The sequence below is a fragment of the Arthrobacter melezitosi genome (assembly GCF_054511055.1).
On sequence record NZ_JBTNDJ010000002.1, the window covers coordinates 262,685 to 284,393 of the forward strand.

Genomic DNA, 21,709 nt, shown 5'->3' on the forward strand with positions numbered 1-21,709 from the left:
TGCTGCGGGCCGCGGCCTGTTCGGCCGGTCCGGCAGCTGCTTGCGCTGCACGCCGTTGTGCGGTTCCGATGATCCTTTTCGGTCCATCAGGTTCTGCGGTGCTCCGGGGCGGGAGCCTGGACCCCCGCCCCGGAGCGCGTGCCCGCCCCGCCGGAGCGGGCACAGGCGGAACGCAACCGGGCGTCAGACGCCGGGGACGACCAGGCTCGATGCACCGGACCGGGCGCGGTCAAACCGTGCCGCGACGTCGGTCCAGTTCACGATATTCCAGAAGGCTTTGACGTAATCGGCCTTGACATTGACGTAGTCGAGGTAGAAGGCGTGCTCCCACATGTCGAGCATGAGCAGCGGAATGGTTCCCACCGGAACGTTGCCCTGCTGGTCGTAGAGCTGCTCGATCACGATGTTGCCGCCGAGCGGCTCGTAGGCGAGGACGGCCCAGCCGGAGCCCTGCAGGCTGATCGCGGCGGCGTTGAAGTGGCTGCGGAAAGCCTCGAAGGACCCGAACGCGTCATCGAGGGCGGCCGCCAGCTCACCGGTGGGCAGGTCGCCTCCGTCCGGGGACAGGTTCTTCCAGAAGATCGAGTGGTTGATGTGCCCGCCGAGGTGGAAGGCGAGGTCCTTGGACAGCTTGGGGATGTTTCCGAACTCGCCCTTCTCGCGGGCCTCGGCCAGCTGGGCCATGGCGTCGTTCGCACCCTTGACGTAGGTGGCGTGGTGCTTGCTGTGGTGCAGCTCCATGATCTTTGCGGAGATGTGGGGCTCCAGGGCCGCGTAATCGTAATCTAGGTCGGGCAACATGTACTGGCTCACGAAATCCTCCATCTAAAGGTCTGCCGTTCCGGGGACGTTTCCGGGCCCGCGAGGGCCGGTGCGGACCGCCGGGCTCCCGCCGCTGGAGCGGCGGGCTTGCCTTCCCATCCTATGCAACGAATCACTCGTCAAGCATGTCGGCGGTGACATTCGCGTCGGTTCCCGGAATTCCGATCTCCTGCGCCCGTTTGTCGGCCATGGCCAGCAGCCTGCGGATCCGGCCGGCGATGGCGTCCTTGGTCATCGGGGGGTCCGCCAGCCGTCCGAGCTCATCGAGGCTTGCCTGCTTGTGGCCGACCCGCAGCTCTCCCGCGTACCGGAGGTGTTCGGGGACCGATTCGCCGAGGATCTCCAGCGCACGCTCGACCCGGGCGCCGGCTGCCACCGCGGCCTGCGCCGACCGGCGAAGGTTGGCGTCGTCGAAGTTCGCCAGCCGGTTCGCCGTCGCGCGGACCTCCTTGCGCATCCGCCGCTCCTCCCACACCATCAGGGCGTCGTGCGCCCCCATCCGGGTGAGCAGCGCGGCGATGGTGTCGCCGTCGCGGATGACGACCCGGTCCACACCGCGGACCTCGCGGGCCTTGGCGGCGATGCCGAGCCTGCGGGCCGCGCCGACGAGGGCAAGGGCCGATTCGGGCCCCGGGCAGGTCACCTCCAGGGAGGATGAGCGGCCCGGCTCGGTCAGGGAGCCGTGGGCGAGGAAGGCGCCGCGCCAGACGGCCTCGGCGTCCGCCGCCGAGCCGTTGACGACTGCGGAGGGCAGCCCGCGCACGGGCCTGCCCCGGGTGTCCAGCAGGCCGGTCTGCCGGGCGAGGGATTCGCCGTCGCGCACCACCCGGACCACGTAGCGGTTCCCGCGGCGCAGGCCGCCGCCTGAGACGACGATGATCTCGCTGTTGTGTCCGTAGACCTCGGCGATGGCCGAGCGGACCCTGCGCGCCGTCGAGGCCAGGTCGACCTCCGCTTCGATCACGATCCGCCCGGAGATGATGTGCAGCCCGCCGGCGAACCGTAGCAGGGCGGACACCTCGGCCTTGCGTACAGAGGACTTCTTAACCTCGAGGTGCGAAAGCTCCTCCTTGACGTCCGCGGTCAGCGCCACCAATTCACTCCTAGTTCTCCCCAAACATGTCTTTGTACGCCGTTGCGAGGCGTAGCGGATCATGAACGGGCTTTCCGGTTGAAGAACCCACTCTACCCAGAACTGCCCTCCCACCCATCGCGGCCACCGCCGCTTCGAACTCCGCGCGGTCCCCCACGACCGCCGGGTCGGCGAGGACGACGTCGACGGTGAACTCGGGCGCGTAGCGCCGGATCACGGCGAGGTGGTCCACGGCGGTCATGCCCTGGGTCTCCTTCGTGTCGTTCGTCATGTTCATCGTCAGGCAGCGCCTGGCGGAGGTGCGGCAGAGCGCATCCCGGAGCTCGGGCAGCAGCAGGTGCGGCAGCACTGAGGTGTACCAGGAGCCCGGGCCGAGGATCACCCAGTCCGCCAGTTCGATCGCCTCGAGGGCGTCCTTGCAGGCCGGGGCCGACTCGGGGAGCAACCGGACGCTGCTGACGTTGCCCGACTCGGCGGCAACGGCGAGCTGCGCCTGGCCGACGATGGTCTCGACCCGCAGCCTGCCCTCGGACTCGGTGAGGATGTCGCCTTCGATGGTCAGCGGGACGCTGGCCATCGGGACGACCTTGCCGCGGGCGCCCAGCAGCGCGCCGGCCCACTGCAGGCCCGCCACGGGGTCGCCGAGGAGCTCCCAGAGGGTCACGATGAGCAGGTTCCCCAGCGCGTGGTTGTCGAGGGAGCCTTCGACGCCTGAGCTTGAGGTGAAGCGGTGCTGCATCACGTCACGCCAGGTGCGTCCCCAGTCGGTGTCATCGCACAGGGCCGCCAGGGCCATCCGCAGGTCGCCCGGCGGGAGCACCCCCAGTTCCCGGCGCAGCCGACCGGAGGAGCCGCCGTCGTCGGCGACGGTGACCACGGCGGTGAGCTCCTGGGTGAGCAGGCGCAGCGCGGACAGCGAGGCGGACAGCCCGTGCCCTCCACCCAGGGCGACCACCGAGGGCGTCTTTTCGGCGGGCTCGCCGTCGCGCCGGTTCGCCGCCGGCACGGGAATCAGGGGCAGCGGCCCTGAAAAGAGGGCCACTATTCCCGCCCCAGGTCCCGGTGCTGGGCAGCGACCTGGACTCCGGGCAGCTGGGCGAGGCGCTGGGCGATCTCCTCGGTGACGGCGACCGAACGGTGCTTGCCCCCGGTGCAGCCCACGGCGATCGTCGCGTAGTGCTTGTTCTCGCGGCGGTACCCGTCCAGCACCGGCACGAGCGCGTTGACGTAGCGGCTGACGAAGTCGCCGGCGCCGGCCGCACCGAGCACATACTCGCGCACCGGCTCGTCGAGCCCGGTCTGCGGACGCAGCTGGGGTACCCAGTGCGGGTTGGGGATGAACCGGACGTCGGCCACGAAGTTCGCGTCCACCGGAAGGCCGTACTTGAAGCCGAAGCTCATGACGTTGAGGCGGAGGATGATCGGGCCGGACTCCGAGAACAGTTCGGTGACGGCCGTGGCCAGGGCGTGCACGTTGAAGTCGGTGGTGTCCACGACGATGTCGGAGGCGTACTTGACCTCCTTGAGCACATCGCGTTCGGCGGCGATGCCGTCCAGGATGCGGCCGCCGCCCTGCAGCGGGTGCGGCCGCCTGCCCTGCTCGAACCGGCGCACCAGCACTTCATCGTCCGCGTCGAGGAACAGCACGCGGTAATTCACCCCGGCCGCCCGCAGCCCGGCCAGGGCGGTCCTGATGTCGTTGAACAGCCCCTTGCTCCGCACGTCGATCACCACGGCGAGCTTCGGGATCGACTGGGGCATGCGTGCCACCAGTTCCGTCAGCGTCCCCAGCATCTGAGGGGGGAGGTTCTCGACGACGTACCAGCCGTGGTCCTCCAGCGCGTGGGCCGCCGTGGTGCGGCCGGCGCCCGACATGCCGGTGACGACCAGCAGCTCCGATTCGGTGGGTTTGACCGGGGTCAGGCTGTCAGCCTCCGTCATGAAAGGGTCCGTTTCGGCGTAGGTGGTGCGGATGGGCTGCGCCGCAGGCAGCGGTCGCCGGTCCCAGCCTAGCTAAGAATCGAGGATCTCGCCCGTGGTCAGGTTCACCGCCGGCGCAGCGTCCTCCGCCGCCCCGCCGGCGAGTCCGTTGCGGACCGCGGAGGCCAGGGATGGACCGATGCCCGGAACGGCCAGCAGCTCCTCCTCGGAGGCGGCCTTCAGCTTCTTCACCGAGCCGAAGTGCTTCAGCAGGGCCTTCCGTTTCGACGGCCCGAGCCCCGGGATGCCGTCGAGGACCGATTCGGTCATCGATTTGCCGCGCTTCTGGCGGTGGAAGGCGATCGCGAACCGGTGGGCCTCGTCGCGGATGCGCTGCAGCAGGAACAGTCCCTCCGAGGCGCGCGGCAGGATCACCGGGAAGTCGCTGTCGGGCACCCACACCTCTTCGAGGCGCTTGGCGAGCCCGACGACGAACACGTCGTCGATGCCCAGGTCCGCCAGCGCGCGGGAGGCGGCGGCCACCTGCGGCGGGCCGCCGTCGACGACGACGAGGTTCGGCGGGTAGGCGAACCGGTTCTTGGTCGTCGCCGTCGTGGTGTCCGCCAGGGGTGTGCCGGCATCCGCACCGGGGCCGTCTGCGGCATCCTCTTCGGCCTCGAGGTTCGCCTCAAGCGCGTCGATTGCGGCGCCGTCGCCGCCGGCGGTTCCATTACCGTTTCCGGCGCTGCCGGCCGCGCCGTCCTGCGACTCCGGCGACTGTCCGGCGAGGTAGTTGCGGAACCTGCGGTAGATCACGTCGTACATCGAGGCGGTGTCGTCGCGGGCGGCGTCGCCGGTGATGGAGAAGCGGCGGTACTCCGACTTGCGGGGCAGCCCGTCCTCGACGACCACCATCGAGGCCACGACGTTCGTGCCGGAGACGTGCGAGATGTCGAAGCATTCGATGCGCATCAGCGGCTGCGGCAGCTCGAGGGCTTCCTGCAGTTCGGTGAGCGCGGCCGACCGGGTGGTGAGGTCCCCGGCCCGGCGGCTCTTATGCAGGCGCAGGGCATCGGCGGCGTTCTGGGCGACGGTGCCCATCAGGGTGGCCTTGTCGCCGCGGATGGGCACCCGCACGTCGACGCGCGCCCCGCGGAGCCCCTGGAGCCATTCGAGGATCTGTTCGGAGTTGCTGGGCATCACGGGCACGAGCACCTCGCGCGGGATGCGCTCGTTGCCGTGCCCGCCCTCGCCGTACACCTGCTGCAGGAGGTGTTCCACCAGGTCCGGGGTGTCCATGTCCTCCACCTTCTCCACGACCCAGCCCCGCTGGCCGCGGATGCGCCCGGCGCGGACGTGGAAGACCTGCGCGGCGGCCTCGAGCTCGTCCTCGGTGAGCGCGAAGATGTCGGCGTCGGTGTCCTCGCTGAGCACCACGGTGTTGCGCTCGAAGACCTTCCGCAGCGCGGCGATGTCGTCGCGGGTCCGCGCCGCGGCCTCGTAGTCCAGTTCGGCGACCGAGGCGGCCATCTTCGCTTCGAGCCCGGTGATGAACCGCTTGGCCTCACCGGACATGAACGCCACGAACTCGCCGGCGAGGGCCTTGTGGTCCTCCGGGGAGATCCGCCCGATGCACGGTGCCGAGCACTTGTCGATGTACCCCATGAGGCAGGGCCGGCCCGAGCGTTCGGCCCGCTGGAAGACCCCGGTGCTGCAGGTGCGTACGGGGAACACCCGCAGGAGCGTGTCGACTGTCTCGCGGATGGCCTTGGCGGGATAGAAGGGCCCGAAGTACCGGGTGTCCTTCTTCTTGTCGCCGCGCATCACCTGGACGCGGGGGAACTTCTCCCCCATGGTCACCGCGAGGTACGGATAGGACTTGTCGTCCCGAAACATCACGTTGAAGCGCGGGTTGAATTCCTTGATCCAGGTGTATTCGAGCTGGAGGGCCTCGAGTTCGCTCCCGACGACAGTCCATTCGACCCCTGCCGCGGTGTGCACCATGGCGCGGGTGCGGGGCATCAGCCCCTGCGGGTTCGCGAAGTACGAGTTGAGCCGGGAGCGGAGGTTCTTGGCCTTGCCGACGTAGACGACCCGGCCGTGCTCGTCGCGGAACCGGTAGACACCGGGGTCCTGCGGTATTTCCCCCGTCTTGGGACGGTAGCTTGCTGGGTTTGCCACAGATCAATCCTAGAGCGTCCGGCCGGCGCCTCCTGACGGTTCAGCCCAGCGCGGACCCGCCCGGGGGTTACTCGGCGGGGGCGCTTTTGTTGTAGCCGGCGGAGCGCTGCTGCCCGCTGAGCGCGGCGATGGAGTCCATGATGGCGTCGGTGGCGCTGCGCCGGGCCGGCAGCGGGTGGCCCGGCCCGGTCTTCTCGAAGTAGAGCGGGGCACCGACCTTCATGGTGAAGTGCTGGGGCCGGATGCCGTTGCTGCCCGCCGGCTGCAGCGCCTCCGTGCCGATCAGGCCCACCGGCACCACGGGGGCTCCGGTGGTCAGCGCCAGCCAGCCCACGCCGGTCCGCCCCCGGTAGAGCAGCCCGTCGCGGGACCGGGTGCCCTCCGGATAGATGCCGACGCCGCTGCCCTCCTCGAGCAGGTCGAGCAGGGTCTTCAGGGCCTGCACGCTGGCCGCCTGCTCGCCCCGCTGCACGGGAATGGAGCCGACGCCCTCGAAGAAGGAGCGCATCATGCGCCCCTTGACCCCGGTGCCGGTGAAGTATTCGGCCTTCGCGAAGAACGCCACCCGGCGCGGCATCAGGGCCTGGATGAGGACGCTGTCGAGGAAGGAGAGGTGGTTGGCCGCGACGATGAACGGCCCCTCCGCCGGAACGTTCTCCAGTCCCTCGACGGTGGGCCGGCAGAGGCCGGCGATGAGTCCGCGCGTCGTGCTGCGGGTGAGGTCATAGATTCCCACGAAGCACCTCCAGGAGCTCCCCGGCGGTGTCCACGACCGCGAGGGCGCCGGCCTCCGCGAGTTCGCCCGGGACGGCGAAACCCCACGACACCCCCACGCAGCCAAGACCATTATCGGCCGCCCCCAGCACATCGTGCGAGCGGTCTCCCACCATGATGGCGCTGCCGTAGCGGCCGGCATGCGCGGCCAGCGCGGCGGCGATGATCGTGCTCTTGCCCTGCAGCGCCGCGGCCGCGCGTTCGTCCCGGGGGGCGCCGTGCACCGAATCGAAGAGGCCGGCCAGGCCCTGGGTGGAGAGCAGTTCCTCGGCGAGCCACTCCGGCTTCTGCGTGGCGATGGCCACCCGGACGCCGTCCGCGCGCAGGGCGCGGACGGCGTCGACCATGCCCGGGTAGGGGCGGCTCTGCGCCATGCCGACGGACCGGTAGCCGGCGCGGTAGGCGCCCATCACCGGGTCGATGAGGTGGTCGGGGACCCCGGCGATGCGCCGCAGCGACGTGACCAGGGCGGGCCCGACCATGCTCTGGAGCCTGCGGCGGTCGGGGACGGGCAGCCCGTGGTCCCGCAGTGCCTGTCCGATCCCCCCGGTGATCGCTCCGGCCGGGTCGATCACCGTTCCGTCGAGGTCGAAGAGGACAAGCGCCTGCGAATTAGTCACCGGGCAAGTTTGCCACAACGGACCCGGCCCGCCGCACTCCTATTCCCTGCCGGGAATGTTCAGGTGGAGGAGGGAAGGATCTCCGCGAGGAAGGTGCCTGTGTGGCTCCGCGGGCTGCGCGCCACCTGCTCGGGGGTGCCCGTGGCGATGACCTCGCCGCCGCCGGAGCCGCCGTCGGGCCCGAGGTCGATCACCCAGTCGGCGCTCTTGATCACATCGAGGTTGTGCTCGATGGTGATCACGGTGTTCCCCTTGTCCACCAGGCCCTGCAGCACCAGGAGGAGCTTGCGGATGTCCTCGAAGTGCAGCCCGGTGGTCGGCTCGTCGAGCACGTACACGCTGCGCCCGTTGGAGCGCTTCTGCAGCTCGCTGGCGAGCTTCACGCGCTGCGCCTCGCCGCCCGAGAGGGTGGTGGCCGGCTGGCCGAGCCGCACGTAACCGAGGCCGACCTCGACCAGCGTGTTGAGGTGCCGGGCGATGGGGCTGAACGCGGCGAAGAACTCCGCGCCCTCCTCGATCGGCATGTCGAGCACGTCGGCGATGGTCTTGCCCTTGTAGTGGACCTCAAGGGTTTCCCGGTTGTAGCGGGCGCCGTGGCAGACCTCGCAGGGCACGTATACGTCGGGCAGGAAGTTCATCTCGATCTTCAGGGTGCCGTCGCCGGAGCACGCCTCGCAGCGCCCGCCCTTGACGTTGAAGGAGAACCGCCCGGGGAGGTAGCCGCGGACCTTCGCCTCGGTGGTCTCGGCGAAGAGCTTGCGGATGTGGTCGAAGACCCCGGTGTAGGTGGCGGGGTTGGACCGGGGCGTGCGGCCGATGGGGCTCTGGTCGACGTGGATGACCTTGTCGAGGTGCTCGAGGCCGTCGATGCGCTTGTGCCGGCCGGCGACCTGCTTGGCGCCGTTGAGCTTGTTTGCGAGGACCTTGTAGAGGATGTCGTTCACGAGCGTCGACTTGCCCGAGCCGCTGACCCCGGTGACCGCGGTCAGCACGCCCAGCGGGAAGGCGACGTCGAGCTTCTTGAGGTTGTTCTCGCGGGCACCGACGACCTTCAGCTGGCGCGACTTGTCGATCTTGCGCCGCTTGGCCGGGATCTCGATCTTCCGGCGGCCGGAGAGGTAGTCGCCGGTGATCGACTTCTCATTGATGAGCAGGTCCTTGAGCAGGCCGGAGTGGACCACCTCGCCGCCGTGTTCACCGGCGCCGGGGCCGATGTCGACGATCCAGTCGGCCTCGTGGATGGTGTCCTCGTCGTGCTCCACGACGATCAGGGTGTTGCCGAGGTTGCGCAGGCGCGTCAGGGTCTCGATGAGGCGCCGGTTGTCGCGCTGGTGCAGGCCGATCGAGGGCTCGTCGAGGACGTAGAGCACGCCGACCAGTCCCGAGCCGATCTGGGTGGCCAGGCGGATGCGCTGGGCCTCGCCTCCGGAGAGGGTGCCGGCGGCGCGCTCCAGGTTGAGGTATTCGAGGCCGACGTCGAGCAGGAAGGTCAGGCGGGCCTGGATCTCCTTAAGGACCTGGTTGGCGATCTGCGCCTCGCGCCCGGTCAGGACCAGGTTGTTCAGGAAGTCGCTGCAGTCGCGCATCGGCATGGCCGCGACCTCGGCGATGGACTTGCCGTTGATGAGCACCGACAGGGACGCCGGGTTCAGCCGCGCACCCCCGCACTCGGGGCACGGGATCTGCCGCATGTACTCTTCGTACCGGTCGCGGGCGTGGTCCGACTCGGTCTCGAGGTGCTTGCGGTGGATGTACTGGACGGCGCCTTCGAATCCGGTGCTGTACTTGCGCTCACGCCCGAAGCGGTTGCGGTACTGCACCACCACCTTGTGGTCCTTGCCGTACAGGGCGGCCTCGCGGGCACGGTCCGGCAGCTTGCGCCACGGGACGTCCATGCTGAAGTTCAGTTCCTTGGCCAGGCCCTCGAGCAGCCGGGTCCAGTACTCGAGGGTCGCCGTGCCGAGCGACCACGGCGCGATGGCGCCTTCGGCCAGGCTGAGGTCGGGGTTCGGGACAACGAGCTCCTCGTCGACCTCCAGCTTGGTCCCGATGCCGGTGCAGACCGGGCAGGCGCCGAACGGGTTGTTGAAGGAGAAGGACCGCGGCTCGATCTCGTCGATGGCCAGCGGGTGCTCGTTGGGGCAGGCGAGGTGCTCGGAGAAGGCACGGACCCGCTTGGCGTCGTCCTCGGGCAGGTCGACGAAGTCCGCGAGGACCCGCCCCTCCGCGAGTTTCAGGGCGGTCTCGACCGAGTCGGTGAGCCGCTGCGAGATGCCGTCCTTGACGACGAGGCGGTCGATGACCACCTCGATGGTGTGCTTGAACTGCTTGCCCAGCTTCGGCGGGTCGGTCAGCTGGATGAGCTCACCGTCGACGCGGGCGCGTGAGTAGCCCTTGGCCGAAAGTTCCTGGAACAGGTCGACGAACTCGCCCTTGCGGCCGCGGACCACGGGGGCGAGGATCTGGAAGCGCGTACCCTCGTCGAGTTCGAGGAGCTGGTCGACGATCTGCTGGGGGGTCTGCTTCGCCACCGGCTCGCCGCAGATGGGGCAGTGCGGGCGGCCCACGCGTGCCCAGAGCAGGCGCATGTAGTCGTAGATTTCGGTGATGGTGCCCACGGTGGAGCGCGGGTTCTTGCTCGTCGACTTCTGGTCGATCGACACGGCCGGCGAAAGGCCCTCGATGAAGTCGACGTCGGGCTTGTCCACCTGGCCGAGGAACTGGCGTGCGTAGGCCGACAGCGACTCGACGTAGCGACGCTGGCCCTCGGCGAAGATGGTGTCGAACGCCAGGGATGACTTGCCCGAGCCTGAGAGCCCGGTGAAGACGATGATGGCGTCCCGGGGCATGTCAAGATCGACGTTCTTGAGGTTGTGCTCGCGCGCCCCCTTCACGACGAGGCGCGACAGGTCCGGGTGCGGGATCAACGGGTTCGAGGAGTGCTGTTCCAGGGAGTTGGCTATAGACACCGTACAACTGTAATTCAATCCCGCTTCGAAGACATATTCGAATCGGGGTTAATTCCCGCCACGCCGGTGTGGCGCGCCGGTGCAGTTCACGCTCGGCGCAATGCCGCCCGCAGGTAGGCGACGGCCTCTTCCTCCTTCAGCCCGCTGGCCTTGACGATCCGGGCGTAATCCGCCGCCCCCTCGGCCGTCCGCCGGCGGGCCTCGTCGCCGGCCGCCGCGATCACCGTTCCGGCGCGCGACCGGGTGACCACGATCTGCGCCCGCTCGAGTTCCCGGTAAGCCCGGGCCACGGTGTTCGCGGCCACCCCGAGGTGGGCGGCGAGCGTCCGCACCGGGGGCAGCCGGACCCCGACGGCGATGCGCCCGCTGTTCGCGGCCTCGACGATCAACTGCCGCAGCTGTTCATACGGCGGATACGGGCTCGCGGGATCGAGCTTCAGCCACTCCGGTACTTCGCTCTCCACTGACGCCCCTTCCGCCGGGCACGGCGGCCCATGGTCCGCCGCCTGTGCCGTGCCGCCCCACCGGGGGCGCTGTTAGGTGCAGAATACCGCGAACCGGACGCTGTCCGAGGCGCCCGGCGGGAAATCCTGCGCCGGCCCGGAGGGGCGCCGGGCCGGATCGGTCTTGGACCCGTGGGGCTCCGCCCGACGGCTGGGGCACGCAGGCCGGCACCGCGGGCGGCGGGAGGCAGGGCCCCTGCCCTAGTGTTGGCTCATGATTCTCGCTGATCTTTCCTCCGTGGTCATCCGCCGGCGGGCGGTGGGCACGCTGGACAACAACGTCTACCTGCTCACCGCCCGCCGCTCCGGACGGCAGGTCCTGATCGACGCCGCCGACGACGCACCGGCCATCGCCGCCCTGCTGGCGGAGGGCGCCCGGGACACTGCCGCCGCCGCGAAGCTCGAGCTGGTCGTCACGACGCATTCGCATTGGGACCACGTACGGGCTCTGGCGGACGTGGTGGCGGCCACCGGTGCACGCACGGCCGCCGGCGCCGCCGACGTCCCCGCGATCGGGATGCCGACCGATGTGCCGCTGAAGCATGGGGACCGGGGTTCCTTCGACGGATTCGAGCTCGAGGCCATCCACCTGCGCGGGCACACGCCCGGCTCGATGGCGCTGCTCTACCGCGACCCGGACGGCCCGGCGCACCTGTTCACCGGCGACTCGCTCTTTCCCGGCGGCCTGGGCAACACGCAGGGCGACGCGGCCCGCTTCGCGTCGCTGTACGCGGACGTGACGGAGCGGGTGTTCGACTACCTTCCGGATGACACGTTCGTACATCCCGGCCATGGGGAGGGAACCACCCTCGGCGCCGAACGCCCCCAGCTCGGGAAGTGGCTTGAGCGGGGCTGGTAACCACGGCTGCCCGGGCGCGCGGTTTCGCGCTGCGGGGTGTGCCCCGGTGGATGCGGCGGAGGGCACCGCCGCGCTCCGATGTCACTGTGCCGGTTCGAGCCACTCCAACCGGCGCGGCTTGAATCCGAACTCCTGGCGTGCGCGGCGGTTGCTGGCGCCCCTCATCTGGGTGGAGTAGAAAACCCCGTTCCTGTCCGTCTCCTCGGTGATTGGATACTCGTTCGGCGCCTTCCCACCCGCATAGGCGGCGAAGGCCCGCATCACTTCGCGCATGGGCGTCGGGTCGCTGTCCGTGACGTTCACCGCCCCGGTGGCCTGGGACTCCACCGCGGCGCGCGCCGTGAACTCCGCCGCGTCCTCGAGGTGGACGAAGGACCAGACCCCGTCACCGCCGCCGAGCACACCGAGCTGGCCGGCCCGTGCCTGCTGGCCCATATCCCCCTCCGACGAGTACCAGGTGCCCGGGCCGTAGAAGAACCCGTACCTCAGGATGAGTCCGGTCGTGCCCTGCGGAAGGCCGGTGATCCGGTCCTCGACCTGTTGGAAGGCCGCGACGTTGCCGGCGACAAGGGGAGGGCCCTCGGACACGAACGGCTCCGCTTCCTCGGCGGGCCCCTCCCCCGGCGCATAGAAGTAGCACCCCGACTGGGCGAGGAACCGCGTCGCCCCCGCTGAGAGGGCGGCCTCCTGAACATTCGCTCCGCCGACGACGCGGACCTCGCTCGTGCGCGCGAGGGTCTCCCGCATGGCCTCCGGCGTATAGTTGCGCGGCAGGGCCGTGAGCTGGTCGATGACGACTTCGGGCCGGGCCTCCTCCAGCGCCTTCCGGACCTCTTCGAGGTTCAGCACGTCCGCGACAAACGGTGTCGCCCCGTCCGCCGAGATGCGTGCGGCTCCTTCGCCTCCGCGGGAGATCCCGGAGACCTCGTGGCCCCAGGAAACGAGTCGACGGACGATCGGGCGTCCGATGGCGCCGCCGGCGCCGGCCACGAATACGCGCATGTTTCCTCCAGGCATCCGGCGCCCGACTCCGCTGCGGGCGCTTCGAGAGTCAAGTCTGCACCTGCCCCGTGGGGCTGCCAATCAAGTGGAAAGATGTGACGGCTTCATTTCACCGCGGCCGGCACCCGGCGGAGACCGGTGGACGGCCCGGGTTGCGGGGCCCGCGGCCGGTTAACGCAGATGTCCCGGTCCCTGAGGGGACCGGGACATCTGCCTTGGTTGCGGGGACAGGATTTGAACCTGTGACCTCTGGGTTATGAGCCCAGCGAGCTACCGAACTGCTCCACCCCGCGGCGTAGTAGAAACGCTACAGCCCGGGGCGCGAATAAGCGAATCGGCCCGGACCGCCCGGGGGGGCGGTCGCGTCGGCGCGCTCCCTCCCGGAGTTCAGGCGGTGGGTGCCGGGGCGAAGCGGAGCCACATCACGCCGTGGGGCTCGAGGCTCAGCCCGACCGCCACGGCGATCTCCCGCCCGGAGATGAGTTCGACGGCGGATCCGGGCAGGCCCGAGAGCGTCTCCGCGGTAACCTGCTGCCGGGAATCTGCGAAATTGGCCAGGACGAGGACCACCGAGGGCTCCGCGCCGGGCGCCGCCGGGCGCTGGTAGCCGAGGACATGGGCATTGTTCGTGCCGAAGGGAACCAGCGTGCCGCCGGCGAATTCGGGGGTCGCGTCCCGGACGGCGATGAGGCGGCGCAGGCCTCCGAAGACCGCCCCGGGCGCCGTCGCCGGATCGTCCTTCAGCGCGTACCGCGCCGCCGGGTAGGCGGGCCGGCCGACCCAGCGGTTGTCCGCCGCCTTCGCCGGATCCCGGGCGTAGCCGTAATCGTTGAGCTGGCCCACCTCGTCCCCCAGGTAGATCAGCGGGATCCCGCCGGTGCTGAGCACCACCGCGTGGGCCAGCAGGATCCTGCCGACGGCTCCGGCGTCGCCTGCCTCCAGTCCGGCAAGCGACGCCGTCGTGCCCGCGATGCGGCAGTCGCCGGTGCGCGGGTTCTCCTGGAACGGCACACCGCGCGCGAAGCTGCCCGGGAAGCGGTTGACGTAGAACGCGTTGAGGAAGCGCCGGTGGTCGTACCCGCCGATCCCGAACTCCGCCGCATCCTCATCGGAGAACGTCCAGCCGATGTCGTCATGGCTGCGGACGTAGTTCACCCAGGCGGCACCGGGTGGGACGGCGTGGCGCCGCTCGAGGGCCTGCGCCAGGAGCGACACGTCGCGGGTGGCCAGGGTGTTCCAGATCAGGGCCATCTGCAGGGGGTTGTAGCTGAGCTGGCACTCCCCCGGGCTGATGTACTGGACAACCTCGTCGGGGTGGACGATCGCCTCGGACTTGAAGAGCAGGGAGGGCGCGGCCAGCCGGCAGACGGCGTTGAACGCCTGCAGGAGGAGGTGCGCCTCCGGGAGGCTCTCACTCGCGGTGCCCAGCTGCTTCCAGACAAAGGCCACCGCATCCATGCGCAGCACGTCGACGCCCTGGTTGGCGAGGAAGAGCATCTCCCCCGCCATGGAACGGAAGACCGCCGGGTTGCGGTAGTTCAGGTCCCACTGGAAGGAATGGAAGGTGGCCCAGACCCACCGCCCGTCGGGAAGCGGCACGAAGGACCCGGGGTGGTCGTCGGGGAAGATTTCGCGCACCGTGCGTTCGTACGCATCCGGCATGTCGCGGTCGGGGAAGATCCAGTAGTAGTCCTCGAACTCGGGGTCGCCGGCGAGCGCTTTCCGCGCCCACTCGTGTTCGTTCGAGGTGTGGTTGAAGATGAAGTCCACGACCAGCGAGATCCCGTTGGCGCGCAGCTCGGACGCGGTGGAGGCGAGGTCCTCCATGGTGCCGAGGGACGGGTTCAGCTCGCGGTAGCTTGAGACGGCGTAGCCGCCGTCGGAGTTCGGTTCAGGGGCGAGGAACAGCGGCATGAGGTGCAGGTAGGTCAGGCCGAGCTCGCGGAAGTAGGGAATTCGCTCCCGGAGGCCGGAAAGGTCGGTGGCGTACAGGTCGACGTAGCACACCCCGCCCAGCATCCGGTGTGACTGGAACCAGTCGGGCGCCGCCGCCCGTTCGGCGTCGAGCGCCTTGAGCCCGGCCGGGCGCTGCTGCCACGACCCGGCGGCCTCCACTGCCAGCAGCACCAGCTCATCGTCCGCCCCGCCGCCGTAGATCCTGCGGAAGAGCGACCGCAGGCGGGGGAACTCGGTCCGGAACCGCGCCTCGAAGGAATCCCAGTCGGCGTCGGACGTTCCCGGACGGCGGGCCGCCAGGACCTCCGCGGGGATGGAGTCTTCGCCGAGGAACTCGTGGAAAACCATGGCCCCACCCTATGGCAGGGCGACCAGGCGCAGGGCAGGGGGCGACGGCGCACTCCGCGCCGCCTTGACGGGCAGCCGGAGGCGTGCCGTGCACGGGTGTCCGCTCTGCCCGGGACCGCGGTCCATCGAGCCAGGCGGGACGACGGGAGGCAACCGGCCGCACGCCGGCCGGCGCTAGGCTGGGGCATGCCCTTTCGAGCGCCCCTGCTGCGTTCCGCCGTCTTCGGTGGAACGCTCCTGCTCGCCGGTGGCTGCGGCACGCCCGGCGCCCCGGCCGCCTGCACCGAAATCGGAGCCGAGGATGGTGTGTCGGTAGTCATTGCCGCCGACCGTGTCCGCGGGGTCGGTGGGCTCACGCTCGAGGTCTGCCGGGAAGGCCGGTGCACCCAATCCGAGGTGGCGCTGGGTCCCGGATCGGTGGCCATCGACCAGGGCTGCGACGCCGACGGAATCTGCGCCGCCTCGGCGAGCCCCGACGGGACCCTGGTGGGCTTCGCCGCGCTGGACCTTGCCGCCGGCGAGGTGGAGATCCGGGCAACCGTCACCGCTCCCGACGGGCGCACGGAGGTGCTCGGTCCGGTCCGCGCCACAGCGGACCGGGTCCATCCCAACGGCCCGCAGTGTCCCGGAGAAGCACACCAGCTCCTCCTCACCCTCGACGGCGAAGGCCTCTCGACGCGCTGACGGGTTCCGCGGGCCGGGCTTCCCTACGGGGTGACCTCCCGCTGCGCGGCCTCCGCGAACGACCTGAGCGCGCGCCTGTCCTCGTCGGAGAAGCCCCGGGGATTCTGGTCGATGACGCACAACGTCCCGATGGTCCACCCGCCCGGGCCCAGGAGGGGGTGGCCCGCGTAGAACCGGATGTGCGGTTCGCCGACCACCAGGGGGTTTGAGCGGAACCGGTCATCGGTCAGCGTGTCGCTCACCACCATCGGGCCGGCGCTGCGGATGGTCCGGTTGCAGAAGGCATTCTCCCGCTCAAGGTTCTGGCCGAGCGAGCCGACGCTCGACTTCAGGTACTGGCGGTGCTCGGCGATCAACGCCACGATCGCGGAGGAGACGCCGAAGTGTTCACTGGCCCGGCGGGTGATCCGGTCGAAGCGTTCCTCGGCGGGGGAATCCAGCAGACCCGTTTTGCGCAGTGCCCGCATGCGGTGGTCCTCGGCCTGCTCCGCGGTCAGGAAGGCAGCTCCCGCCGCACCGAGCGCCTCGAGCGGGTCAGCGCTGTGCGCGCCGGCCACCGGGCCCGCCGCGCTCCGGCGCCCCGCCAGGGCGCCGTCGTCGTCGAAACCGGGCAGTTCCTGCCCGAGTTCGGCGAAGGCCTCCCTCAGGGTCTGGACGAGGATGCCGCTCTCGAGGCCGGGGAGCATCCGGAGCCCCTGCAGGTACGCATCGATCTCGATCTGGGCGAGCGAGCCCCCCAGTGCGAAGTACCGGATCCACAGCTCCTCCACGTCCAGTCCGGCCTCGGACGCCGCGCGGGATGCCAGCTCCTGCTGCCTCTGCTCATCCACGGAAGAACCTCGAATGCATAGCGTGGATCGGGCGGCGCCGCACGACCCTGGTGTCGGGACATAGGACCGGTGTGCAGCCCATCATCGAGGGTATGTGACGGGCCGGGACGAGAAAAGCCGCAGCTCCCCGGTGCGGTATGCGCAAAAATGCTCTAGCACCCCTGCCCGATGAGCTGAACGGGCATCCATGGCCCTAAGCTGAAGCAATGCGAAACAACGCTGGAAGTGATTCGGTGGCACGGCAGCTTCAGCAGCTGATCCTTGAGTCCGGCAACGTGGAATTGTTCCTTGAGGCATTCGCCTCACACACCGCCGCCGTCCTCGAGCCCGGGGTGCGGGCACAGTGCGGCATCACGCTCAAGCGGAACGACCGGGCCACCACGGTGGCCAGCAGCAGCGTTGCCGCCACCGAACTCGATGAAGTCCAGTACGGCTACGGCGACGGGCCCTGCCTGAGCGCCATCCGGACCGGCGAGACGACCGTCGTGCATGACGCGCGGACGGACTCCCGGTGGCCCGAGTACTTCGCGGCGATCGAGGACAGGGGCTTCTACTCGATCCTCGGGGTCCCCCTCCTGACGGGGGCCGACGGCGGTGCCGCCGTCAACTTGTACGCCGAGGAGCCGGGCGCGTTCACCCCCGATGTCGTGGGCCAGGTCGAGGAATACGCAGCGGAAGCGGCGAGCACCCTTGAACTCGCCCTGCAGCTTGCAGCGCACAAGGACGCGGCCGCCAACCTGCAGGCGGCGATGGAGTCGCGGACGAACATCGACATCGCGGTCGGCATCATCATCGCCCAGAACCGCTGCACCCAGGAAGAGGCCATCCAGATCCTCCGTCGCGCCTCCAGCCACCAGAACATCAAGCTCCGTGTGCTCGCCGAACAGCTTGTGCAGTCGGTCGCGACGGCACCGGCCACCACCCATTTCACCAACTAGGCCCCCTGCCGGCATGGCACTGACGTGGTCCGTGCACGCCTCCTGAAAGCGACCCCGTGACCCCACAGCGTCCCGCCCCCGCAGCGGTCCGCCACGCTCCGGGCCTGCTGGTCATGGCGGCCGCCGTCGCCGTCGCCGTGGTGCTCGCGGACGTGCAGGGCTTCGCCGGCGCCCTGGTCATCGCCCTCGCCCTGGGCCTGCTCGTGCGGAACACCGGCCTCTACCATCCACGGCTCCGGCCGGGCGTCCAGGGCGCCACCAAGCGGTTCCTCCGCCTCGGCGTGGTGGTCCTGGGCCTTCAGCTCTCGCTTCCGGAGATCCTCGGCCTCGGGCTGCCGGTGCTCGGGCTCATCGTCGCCTCGGTCTTCGCCAGCTTCTTCGTGACCCGGTACGCCGGCGAGCGCCTGGGCCTGAGCCGGGCCGCCTCCACCCTGATGGCCGCCGGGTTCTCGATTTGCGGGGCCTCGGCTATCGCCGGAATGCAGGGCATCGTCGACGCGGACGACGACGAGGTCGCCAGCGCCGTGGCTCTGGTCACCCTGTACGGGTCGGTGGCGATCCTCGGCCTTCCGGTGCTTGGCGGCCTCCTGGGGCTGTCCGAGGAGACCTTCGGGCTCTGGTCCGGCCTGGCCGTCCACGAGGTGGCCCAGGTGGTGGCCACCGCGAGCACCGCGGGCGCGGCCGCGCTGGCTGTGGCCACCGTGGTGAAGCTCGGCCGGGTGGTCCTCCTGGCGCCGGTCGCGGCCCTTGTCTCCGCGGGGATGCGCCGCCCGTCCGCTCCGTTAGGCGGGGCCCGCGCGGGGAAACCACCGGTGGTGCCGCTTTTCGTCATCGGGTTCCTCGTGCTGGTCGGCGTCCGCTCCACCAGCCTCGTCCCCGACCCTCTCCTCGGGGGAGCGTCGGTCACCGCGACGCTGCTGCTGGCGGCGGCGATGTTCGGCCTCGGTGCGGGCATCTCCGTCCCGCAGCTGGCCCGCACCGGAGGGCGCGGCCTGGCCCTGGGTGCCGTTTCGACAGCCTTCCTTGCTGCGGTCAGCCTCGCCGGCGCGGTCCTCGTCACCGCCTAGCCCTGCGGCCGGCGGGCTGGTGCCACCCCATTGACAGGAGAGCCTGGGCCTGCTTGTATCACACTCAGGATACAAATGGTCCAATGGGGGGTCGGTATGGGTTCTATCCAGCTTGGTGTCGTGGTACTCACGGTGGCGCTGCTTGCGGCCGCTTCGTGGACGGTCCTCCGAAAGGCTTTCGGGGTCCCGGTCGCCCTGAGCGCCACCGGTGAGGACCTGGAGCTTGAGGACGCACGCGCCGCGCGGCTGATGTACCGGGCGGTGGCGAGGGCCGCCGGGACCGCCCTCGTTGCCGGGTGTGGCGCGTCCATCCTCCTGGCCGTCCTTGCCGCGGTGTGGCCCCAAAGCTACGGGCTGCCGTCGGCGCTTGCCCCCGGCGTGGGAGCGTTGACGGGCCTGCTGGCCTTCACCCTTACTCCCCGCCCGTCTGGTTCCCTGCGCCCGAGGCGGGTCGCGACGGCGGACCTGGTGCCGCGGAGCGCGACCTCCTTCGCACGCCAGTGGGTTTTCATCCTGCCGTTGGTTGCCGCCTCCGCGCTCCTGGCAGGGCTGCTTTTCACCGGGCTGTATTCCGCAACGGATGAAAATGGCCTGCACCGCGTGTTCCAACGGCGCAGCCTTTCCGGGTGGGGCGTCGAATCAGGGCAAATCGTCGATGTGCAGTACAACCTCTCGTCGTCCGGGCCCTTCCCCGGTTGGTACTACGGACTCCCGGTGATGGTCTGCACCGTGCTGCTTATCGCGGCCGTGTACGGGTGCCTGCGCCGCGTGGCGACCGCGCCGGGACCGGCGACTCCCGGCCTGTTCGCAACGGACACGAACCTCCGCACGACGCAGACCCGCTTCATCATGACCTCATCGAGCGCGGCCCTGGGTTTCCAGCTCGCGGGCCTGTCCGCTGTCACCGGAACCGTACTCCGCACCGCCCACCTGGACGCGGTTCCGACAGTGAACCTCAACGCTGCCGTAGGAAGCACACCTGTCGAACCGGGTTCCACGCTGGCCCTGGTGCTGATCTTTTCATCACTGGTTTTCACCGTCGTCGCCTCGGTGCTGCTCGGCAAGGCCGCCGCCACCGTGCTGGGACTGCTGGCAGCCGGCCGGACCCCCAGGGTGCGGCCCCAGGCCCGGCCCGTGCGATGATCAGCGTGGATCCAGCGGCGCCGATCTCGCCGGTCGAGCAGATCCGGTCCCAACTGGCCGCGCAGATCCGGACGGGACAGCTTCCGGCCGATTCCCGCCTGCCGCCGGTGCGGCAGCTGGCCGCGGACCTGCGGGTCGCCCCGGGAACGGTCGGCAAGGCCTATCGCGAACTCGAAACCGCGGGCCTCGTCCGCACGGCGCGGGCGGCAGGGACCCGGGTCAATCCCGGCCAGGTGACGACCGCACCCCTGATTCGGGCGGCGCAAGTGCTCACCGTGGAAGCGGAACGTGGTGGTCTGAGTCTCGCCGAGGCGCAGGGGGTCCTTGCCCAGGTCTGGGCACGTCCGTCGTGAGGCGGGTCCCGACCGCGCCCAACGCGCGCCCGGGAGTGTCCCCCGGAAGGGCTTCCGACGTGTGGGTGGACCGTGCTGTCCGGCCACCTCCGGCCACCTCCGGTGGGACCGTGACCCATGACTAGAGCCCTGCAGGCGCTTCCCGGTACTGCCGCGCTTGGGGCGTCGTTCGCCGCCGGGTTCCTCTGGCTGTTCGACGGACGGCCGTCGTTCTTCACCACGGCGCACCTTCTATCGGCACTCCTCTGCGTCGTGCTCCACTTGCCTTCTGGCTCGTGGCCGGGCGGATGAAGGCCGGGTCCGGCATCGTGAAGGGCGGAACCGTGCTGCTTGCCCTGGCGGGCGTTCCGCTGCTCGCAGCCAACGGGATCTACCTGTTCTCGTTCCGTTCCGCGGAGGGTTCCCTGGGCGACATCGGAGGTATCGGCCTGGCGCTCCTTGGCTTCGCCGCCCTGGTCCTCGCCGCGGTGGCATTGATCGTCGCGCTGCCGGTGGCGGCGCCCGCCGGCATGCGCAGGTGAAGGTGGGCGCCCCCGGCCAGCCAAAGCCCTGGCTGCACCCGGCGGGCTGGGTCCTAGCGAAGCAGGACCTCCAGGAGTACTGCCTCCTCGACACGGGTGAGGCCCGCGCGCCGCGGCCTGTCGACTCCTTCCGCCTCCTCCCACTCCAGCGTCGCGCGCAGCGTTTCCTCGAGCGGGCGCAGCACCAGCCCGGCGTCCCGGGCCCGCCCGTTGGAACGCGCGTTCATCCCCTGCCAGTCGGGGGCACTGAGCCACAGCGGAAGGGAACGGGGGCCGGCCCACTCGCCCACGCCCTGGGCATGGAGCCATTCCGCATCCGCGGTCACCACCGGACCATCGTGGCCGGCGACGGACCGTGCCGCAGCGATATGCGCGGCGAATGAACGGCTCTCACCCATTGCGTTGAAGACACCGCCCCGCCGTGCCTCGCAGCAGGCAATCAGCCACGCGGCGAGATCCCGCACGTCGATGACCTGCGTGGGCAGGTCCGGTGCCGCCGGAACCAGCACGGATCCATCGGGGCTGGAGGGCCACGCGAACCTCAGCGGCCAGTAGCCGGTGCGGCCGGAGCCGTCCCCCGGTCCTCCGATGAGTCCGGCACGGGCGATCATGCTCCGCGCCGGGCCGAAGGCTGCCACCACGGCGTGCTCGCAGGCGACCTTGGCGGGCCCGTAGGATTCCATGGACTCCATGACATCCGATTCGAGCGGTGGCAACAGGGGCGCGTCCTCATCCTGGCCGGACGGGCCCTGATCCGCATAGGCGCTGCCCGACGAGACGAAGAGGTAGTACCCGGCACGACGGAGGTCCCGGGCTGCGCGCCGCACCTGGCCCGGCTGGCGGGACACGTCAACGACGGCGTCCCAGCGGCCGCCGGACACCCGGTGCAGCCCTGTATCGTCGTCGCGGTCCACCTCAACGAAGGACGCGCCCTCCGGTACGCGGCCCGACTTGCCCCGCGCCACACAGGTCACCTCATGGCCGCGCCCTACCGCCTGGCGTGCGATCTCGTGCCCGAGCCAGGCCGTTCCTCCAAGGAAAAGAAGTTTCATCCGGCCATAACATCAGCAGTTCCACCCCGGCGGCAGGTGTTCACCTGAGAGCGGATACGCCGGCATGGCACCGT

21 protein-coding genes and 1 tRNA gene are annotated in these 21,709 nt (G+C 70.0%); 8 read left to right on the top strand and 14 right to left on the bottom strand.

The window, feature by feature from the left end; genetic code table 11:
• Positions 1-183 precede the first annotated feature (183 nt).
• The 9 genes from ACX80W_RS03990 to ACX80W_RS04030 form a co-directional block, all read right to left on the bottom strand.
• Positions 184-813 carry a superoxide dismutase gene (locus ACX80W_RS03990; RefSeq protein WP_459280644.1) on the bottom strand — a complete coding sequence of 210 codons (630 nt, stop codon included), beginning with the start codon at positions 811-813 and terminating at the stop codon, positions 184-186.
• A gap of 121 nt (positions 814-934) precedes the next feature.
• On the bottom strand, positions 935-1,915 hold the full coding sequence (whiA, locus tag ACX80W_RS03995; protein WP_120168237.1) for a DNA-binding protein WhiA: 981 nt from the start codon (positions 1,913-1,915) through the stop codon (positions 935-937).
• A 10-nt stretch (positions 1,916-1,925) separates the two neighbouring features.
• Positions 1,926-2,957, bottom strand: a complete 1,032-nt coding sequence (locus ACX80W_RS04000) for a gluconeogenesis factor YvcK family protein (protein ID WP_459280646.1) — start codon at positions 2,955-2,957, stop codon at positions 1,926-1,928.
• Positions 2,957-3,856, bottom strand: a complete 900-nt coding sequence (gene rapZ / locus ACX80W_RS04005) for an RNase adapter RapZ (protein ID WP_459280648.1) — start codon at positions 3,854-3,856, stop codon at positions 2,957-2,959. Before rapZ ends, ACX80W_RS04000 begins: the two co-directional genes overlap by 1 nt.
• Positions 3,857-3,928: 72 nt before the next feature.
• Positions 3,929-6,016: an excinuclease ABC subunit UvrC gene (gene uvrC / locus ACX80W_RS04010; protein WP_459280650.1), complete on the bottom strand. Its 2,088-nt coding sequence runs from the start codon at positions 6,014-6,016 to the stop codon at positions 3,929-3,931.
• A gap of 67 nt (positions 6,017-6,083) precedes the next feature.
• Positions 6,084-6,752 (bottom strand): lysophospholipid acyltransferase family protein, encoded by a 669-nt coding sequence (locus ACX80W_RS04015; protein WP_459280651.1) that lies wholly within the window; start codon positions 6,750-6,752, stop codon positions 6,084-6,086.
• Positions 6,739-7,410 carry an HAD hydrolase-like protein gene (locus ACX80W_RS04020; protein WP_459280652.1) on the bottom strand — a complete coding sequence of 224 codons (672 nt, stop codon included), beginning with the start codon at positions 7,408-7,410 and terminating at the stop codon, positions 6,739-6,741. The genes ACX80W_RS04015 and ACX80W_RS04020 overlap by 14 nt, the downstream gene beginning before the upstream one ends.
• 59 nt (positions 7,411-7,469) lie before the next feature.
• Positions 7,470-10,379: an excinuclease ABC subunit UvrA gene (gene uvrA / locus ACX80W_RS04025; protein ID WP_459280654.1), complete on the bottom strand. Its 2,910-nt coding sequence runs from the start codon at positions 10,377-10,379 to the stop codon at positions 7,470-7,472.
• A gap of 86 nt (positions 10,380-10,465) precedes the next feature.
• The gene (locus ACX80W_RS04030) at positions 10,466-10,843 is read right to left on the bottom strand and encodes a GntR family transcriptional regulator (RefSeq protein WP_459280656.1); all 378 of its coding nucleotides are present in this window, start codon (positions 10,841-10,843) and stop codon (positions 10,466-10,468) included.
• A 253-nt stretch (positions 10,844-11,096) separates the two neighbouring features.
• Here ACX80W_RS04030 and ACX80W_RS04035 point away from each other — a divergent pair, with 253 nt between their 5' ends.
• The gene (locus ACX80W_RS04035; protein WP_459280658.1) at positions 11,097-11,741 is read left to right on the top strand and encodes an MBL fold metallo-hydrolase; all 645 of its coding nucleotides are present in this window, start codon (positions 11,097-11,099) and stop codon (positions 11,739-11,741) included.
• A gap of 81 nt (positions 11,742-11,822) precedes the next feature.
• On the opposite strand, the gene ACX80W_RS04040 is transcribed toward ACX80W_RS04035, so the two are convergent.
• The 3 genes from ACX80W_RS04040 to ACX80W_RS04050 all read right to left on the bottom strand — a co-directional run bounded on the left by ACX80W_RS04040 (position 11,823) and on the right by ACX80W_RS04050 (position 15,047).
• A complete protein-coding gene (locus ACX80W_RS04040) occupies positions 11,823-12,743 on the bottom strand; it encodes an NAD-dependent epimerase/dehydratase family protein (RefSeq protein ID WP_459280660.1) in 921 nt (306 codons plus the stop codon).
• Between the two features lie 216 nt (positions 12,744-12,959).
• A tRNA-Met gene (locus ACX80W_RS04045) sits at positions 12,960-13,036 on the bottom strand.
• A 94-nt stretch (positions 13,037-13,130) separates the two neighbouring features.
• On the bottom strand, positions 13,131-15,047 hold the full coding sequence (locus tag ACX80W_RS04050) for an alpha-amylase family protein (RefSeq protein WP_459280661.1): 1,917 nt from the start codon (positions 15,045-15,047) through the stop codon (positions 13,131-13,133).
• 186 nt (positions 15,048-15,233) lie between these two features.
• Between ACX80W_RS04050 and ACX80W_RS04055 the strand changes: the two genes are divergently transcribed.
• A complete protein-coding gene (locus ACX80W_RS04055; RefSeq protein ID WP_459280662.1) occupies positions 15,234-15,731 on the top strand; it encodes a hypothetical protein in 498 nt (165 codons plus the stop codon).
• A 23-nt stretch (positions 15,732-15,754) separates the two neighbouring features.
• Here ACX80W_RS04055 and ACX80W_RS04060 read toward each other — a convergent pair whose 3' ends face one another.
• Entirely contained in the window at positions 15,755-16,561 is an 807-nt protein-coding gene (locus tag ACX80W_RS04060) for a GAF domain-containing protein (RefSeq protein WP_459280664.1), read from the bottom strand.
• Positions 16,562-16,767: 206 nt separating this feature from the next.
• Between ACX80W_RS04060 and ACX80W_RS04065 the strand changes: the two genes are divergently transcribed.
• The 6 genes from ACX80W_RS04065 to ACX80W_RS04090 all read left to right on the top strand — a co-directional run bounded on the left by ACX80W_RS04065 (position 16,768) and on the right by ACX80W_RS04090 (position 20,583).
• Positions 16,768-17,499 carry a GAF and ANTAR domain-containing protein gene (locus ACX80W_RS04065; protein WP_459280666.1) on the top strand — a complete coding sequence of 244 codons (732 nt, stop codon included), beginning with the start codon at positions 16,768-16,770 and terminating at the stop codon, positions 17,497-17,499.
• 56 nt (positions 17,500-17,555) lie between these two features.
• On the top strand, positions 17,556-18,566 hold the full coding sequence (locus tag ACX80W_RS04070; protein WP_459280667.1) for a YeiH family protein: 1,011 nt from the start codon (positions 17,556-17,558) through the stop codon (positions 18,564-18,566).
• 96 nt (positions 18,567-18,662) lie between these two features.
• Positions 18,663-19,709: a hypothetical protein gene (locus ACX80W_RS04075; protein ID WP_459280669.1), complete on the top strand. Its 1,047-nt coding sequence runs from the start codon at positions 18,663-18,665 to the stop codon at positions 19,707-19,709.
• Positions 19,706-20,062 (top strand): GntR family transcriptional regulator, encoded by a 357-nt coding sequence (locus ACX80W_RS04080; protein WP_459280671.1) that lies wholly within the window; start codon positions 19,706-19,708, stop codon positions 20,060-20,062. Before ACX80W_RS04075 ends, ACX80W_RS04080 begins: the two co-directional genes overlap by 4 nt.
• 117 nt (positions 20,063-20,179) lie before the next feature.
• The gene (locus ACX80W_RS04085; protein WP_459280673.1) at positions 20,180-20,353 is read left to right on the top strand and encodes a hypothetical protein; all 174 of its coding nucleotides are present in this window, start codon (positions 20,180-20,182) and stop codon (positions 20,351-20,353) included.
• Complete coding sequence (locus tag ACX80W_RS04090; protein WP_459280675.1) at positions 20,350-20,583, top strand: hypothetical protein; 234 nt, start codon at positions 20,350-20,352, stop codon at positions 20,581-20,583. Before ACX80W_RS04085 ends, ACX80W_RS04090 begins: the two co-directional genes overlap by 4 nt.
• Before the next feature lie 53 nt (positions 20,584-20,636).
• Here ACX80W_RS04090 and ACX80W_RS04095 read toward each other — a convergent pair whose 3' ends face one another.
• Entirely contained in the window at positions 20,637-21,635 is a 999-nt protein-coding gene (locus tag ACX80W_RS04095; protein ID WP_459280677.1) for an NAD-dependent epimerase/dehydratase family protein, read from the bottom strand.
• Between the last annotated feature and the right edge of the window lie 74 nt (positions 21,636-21,709).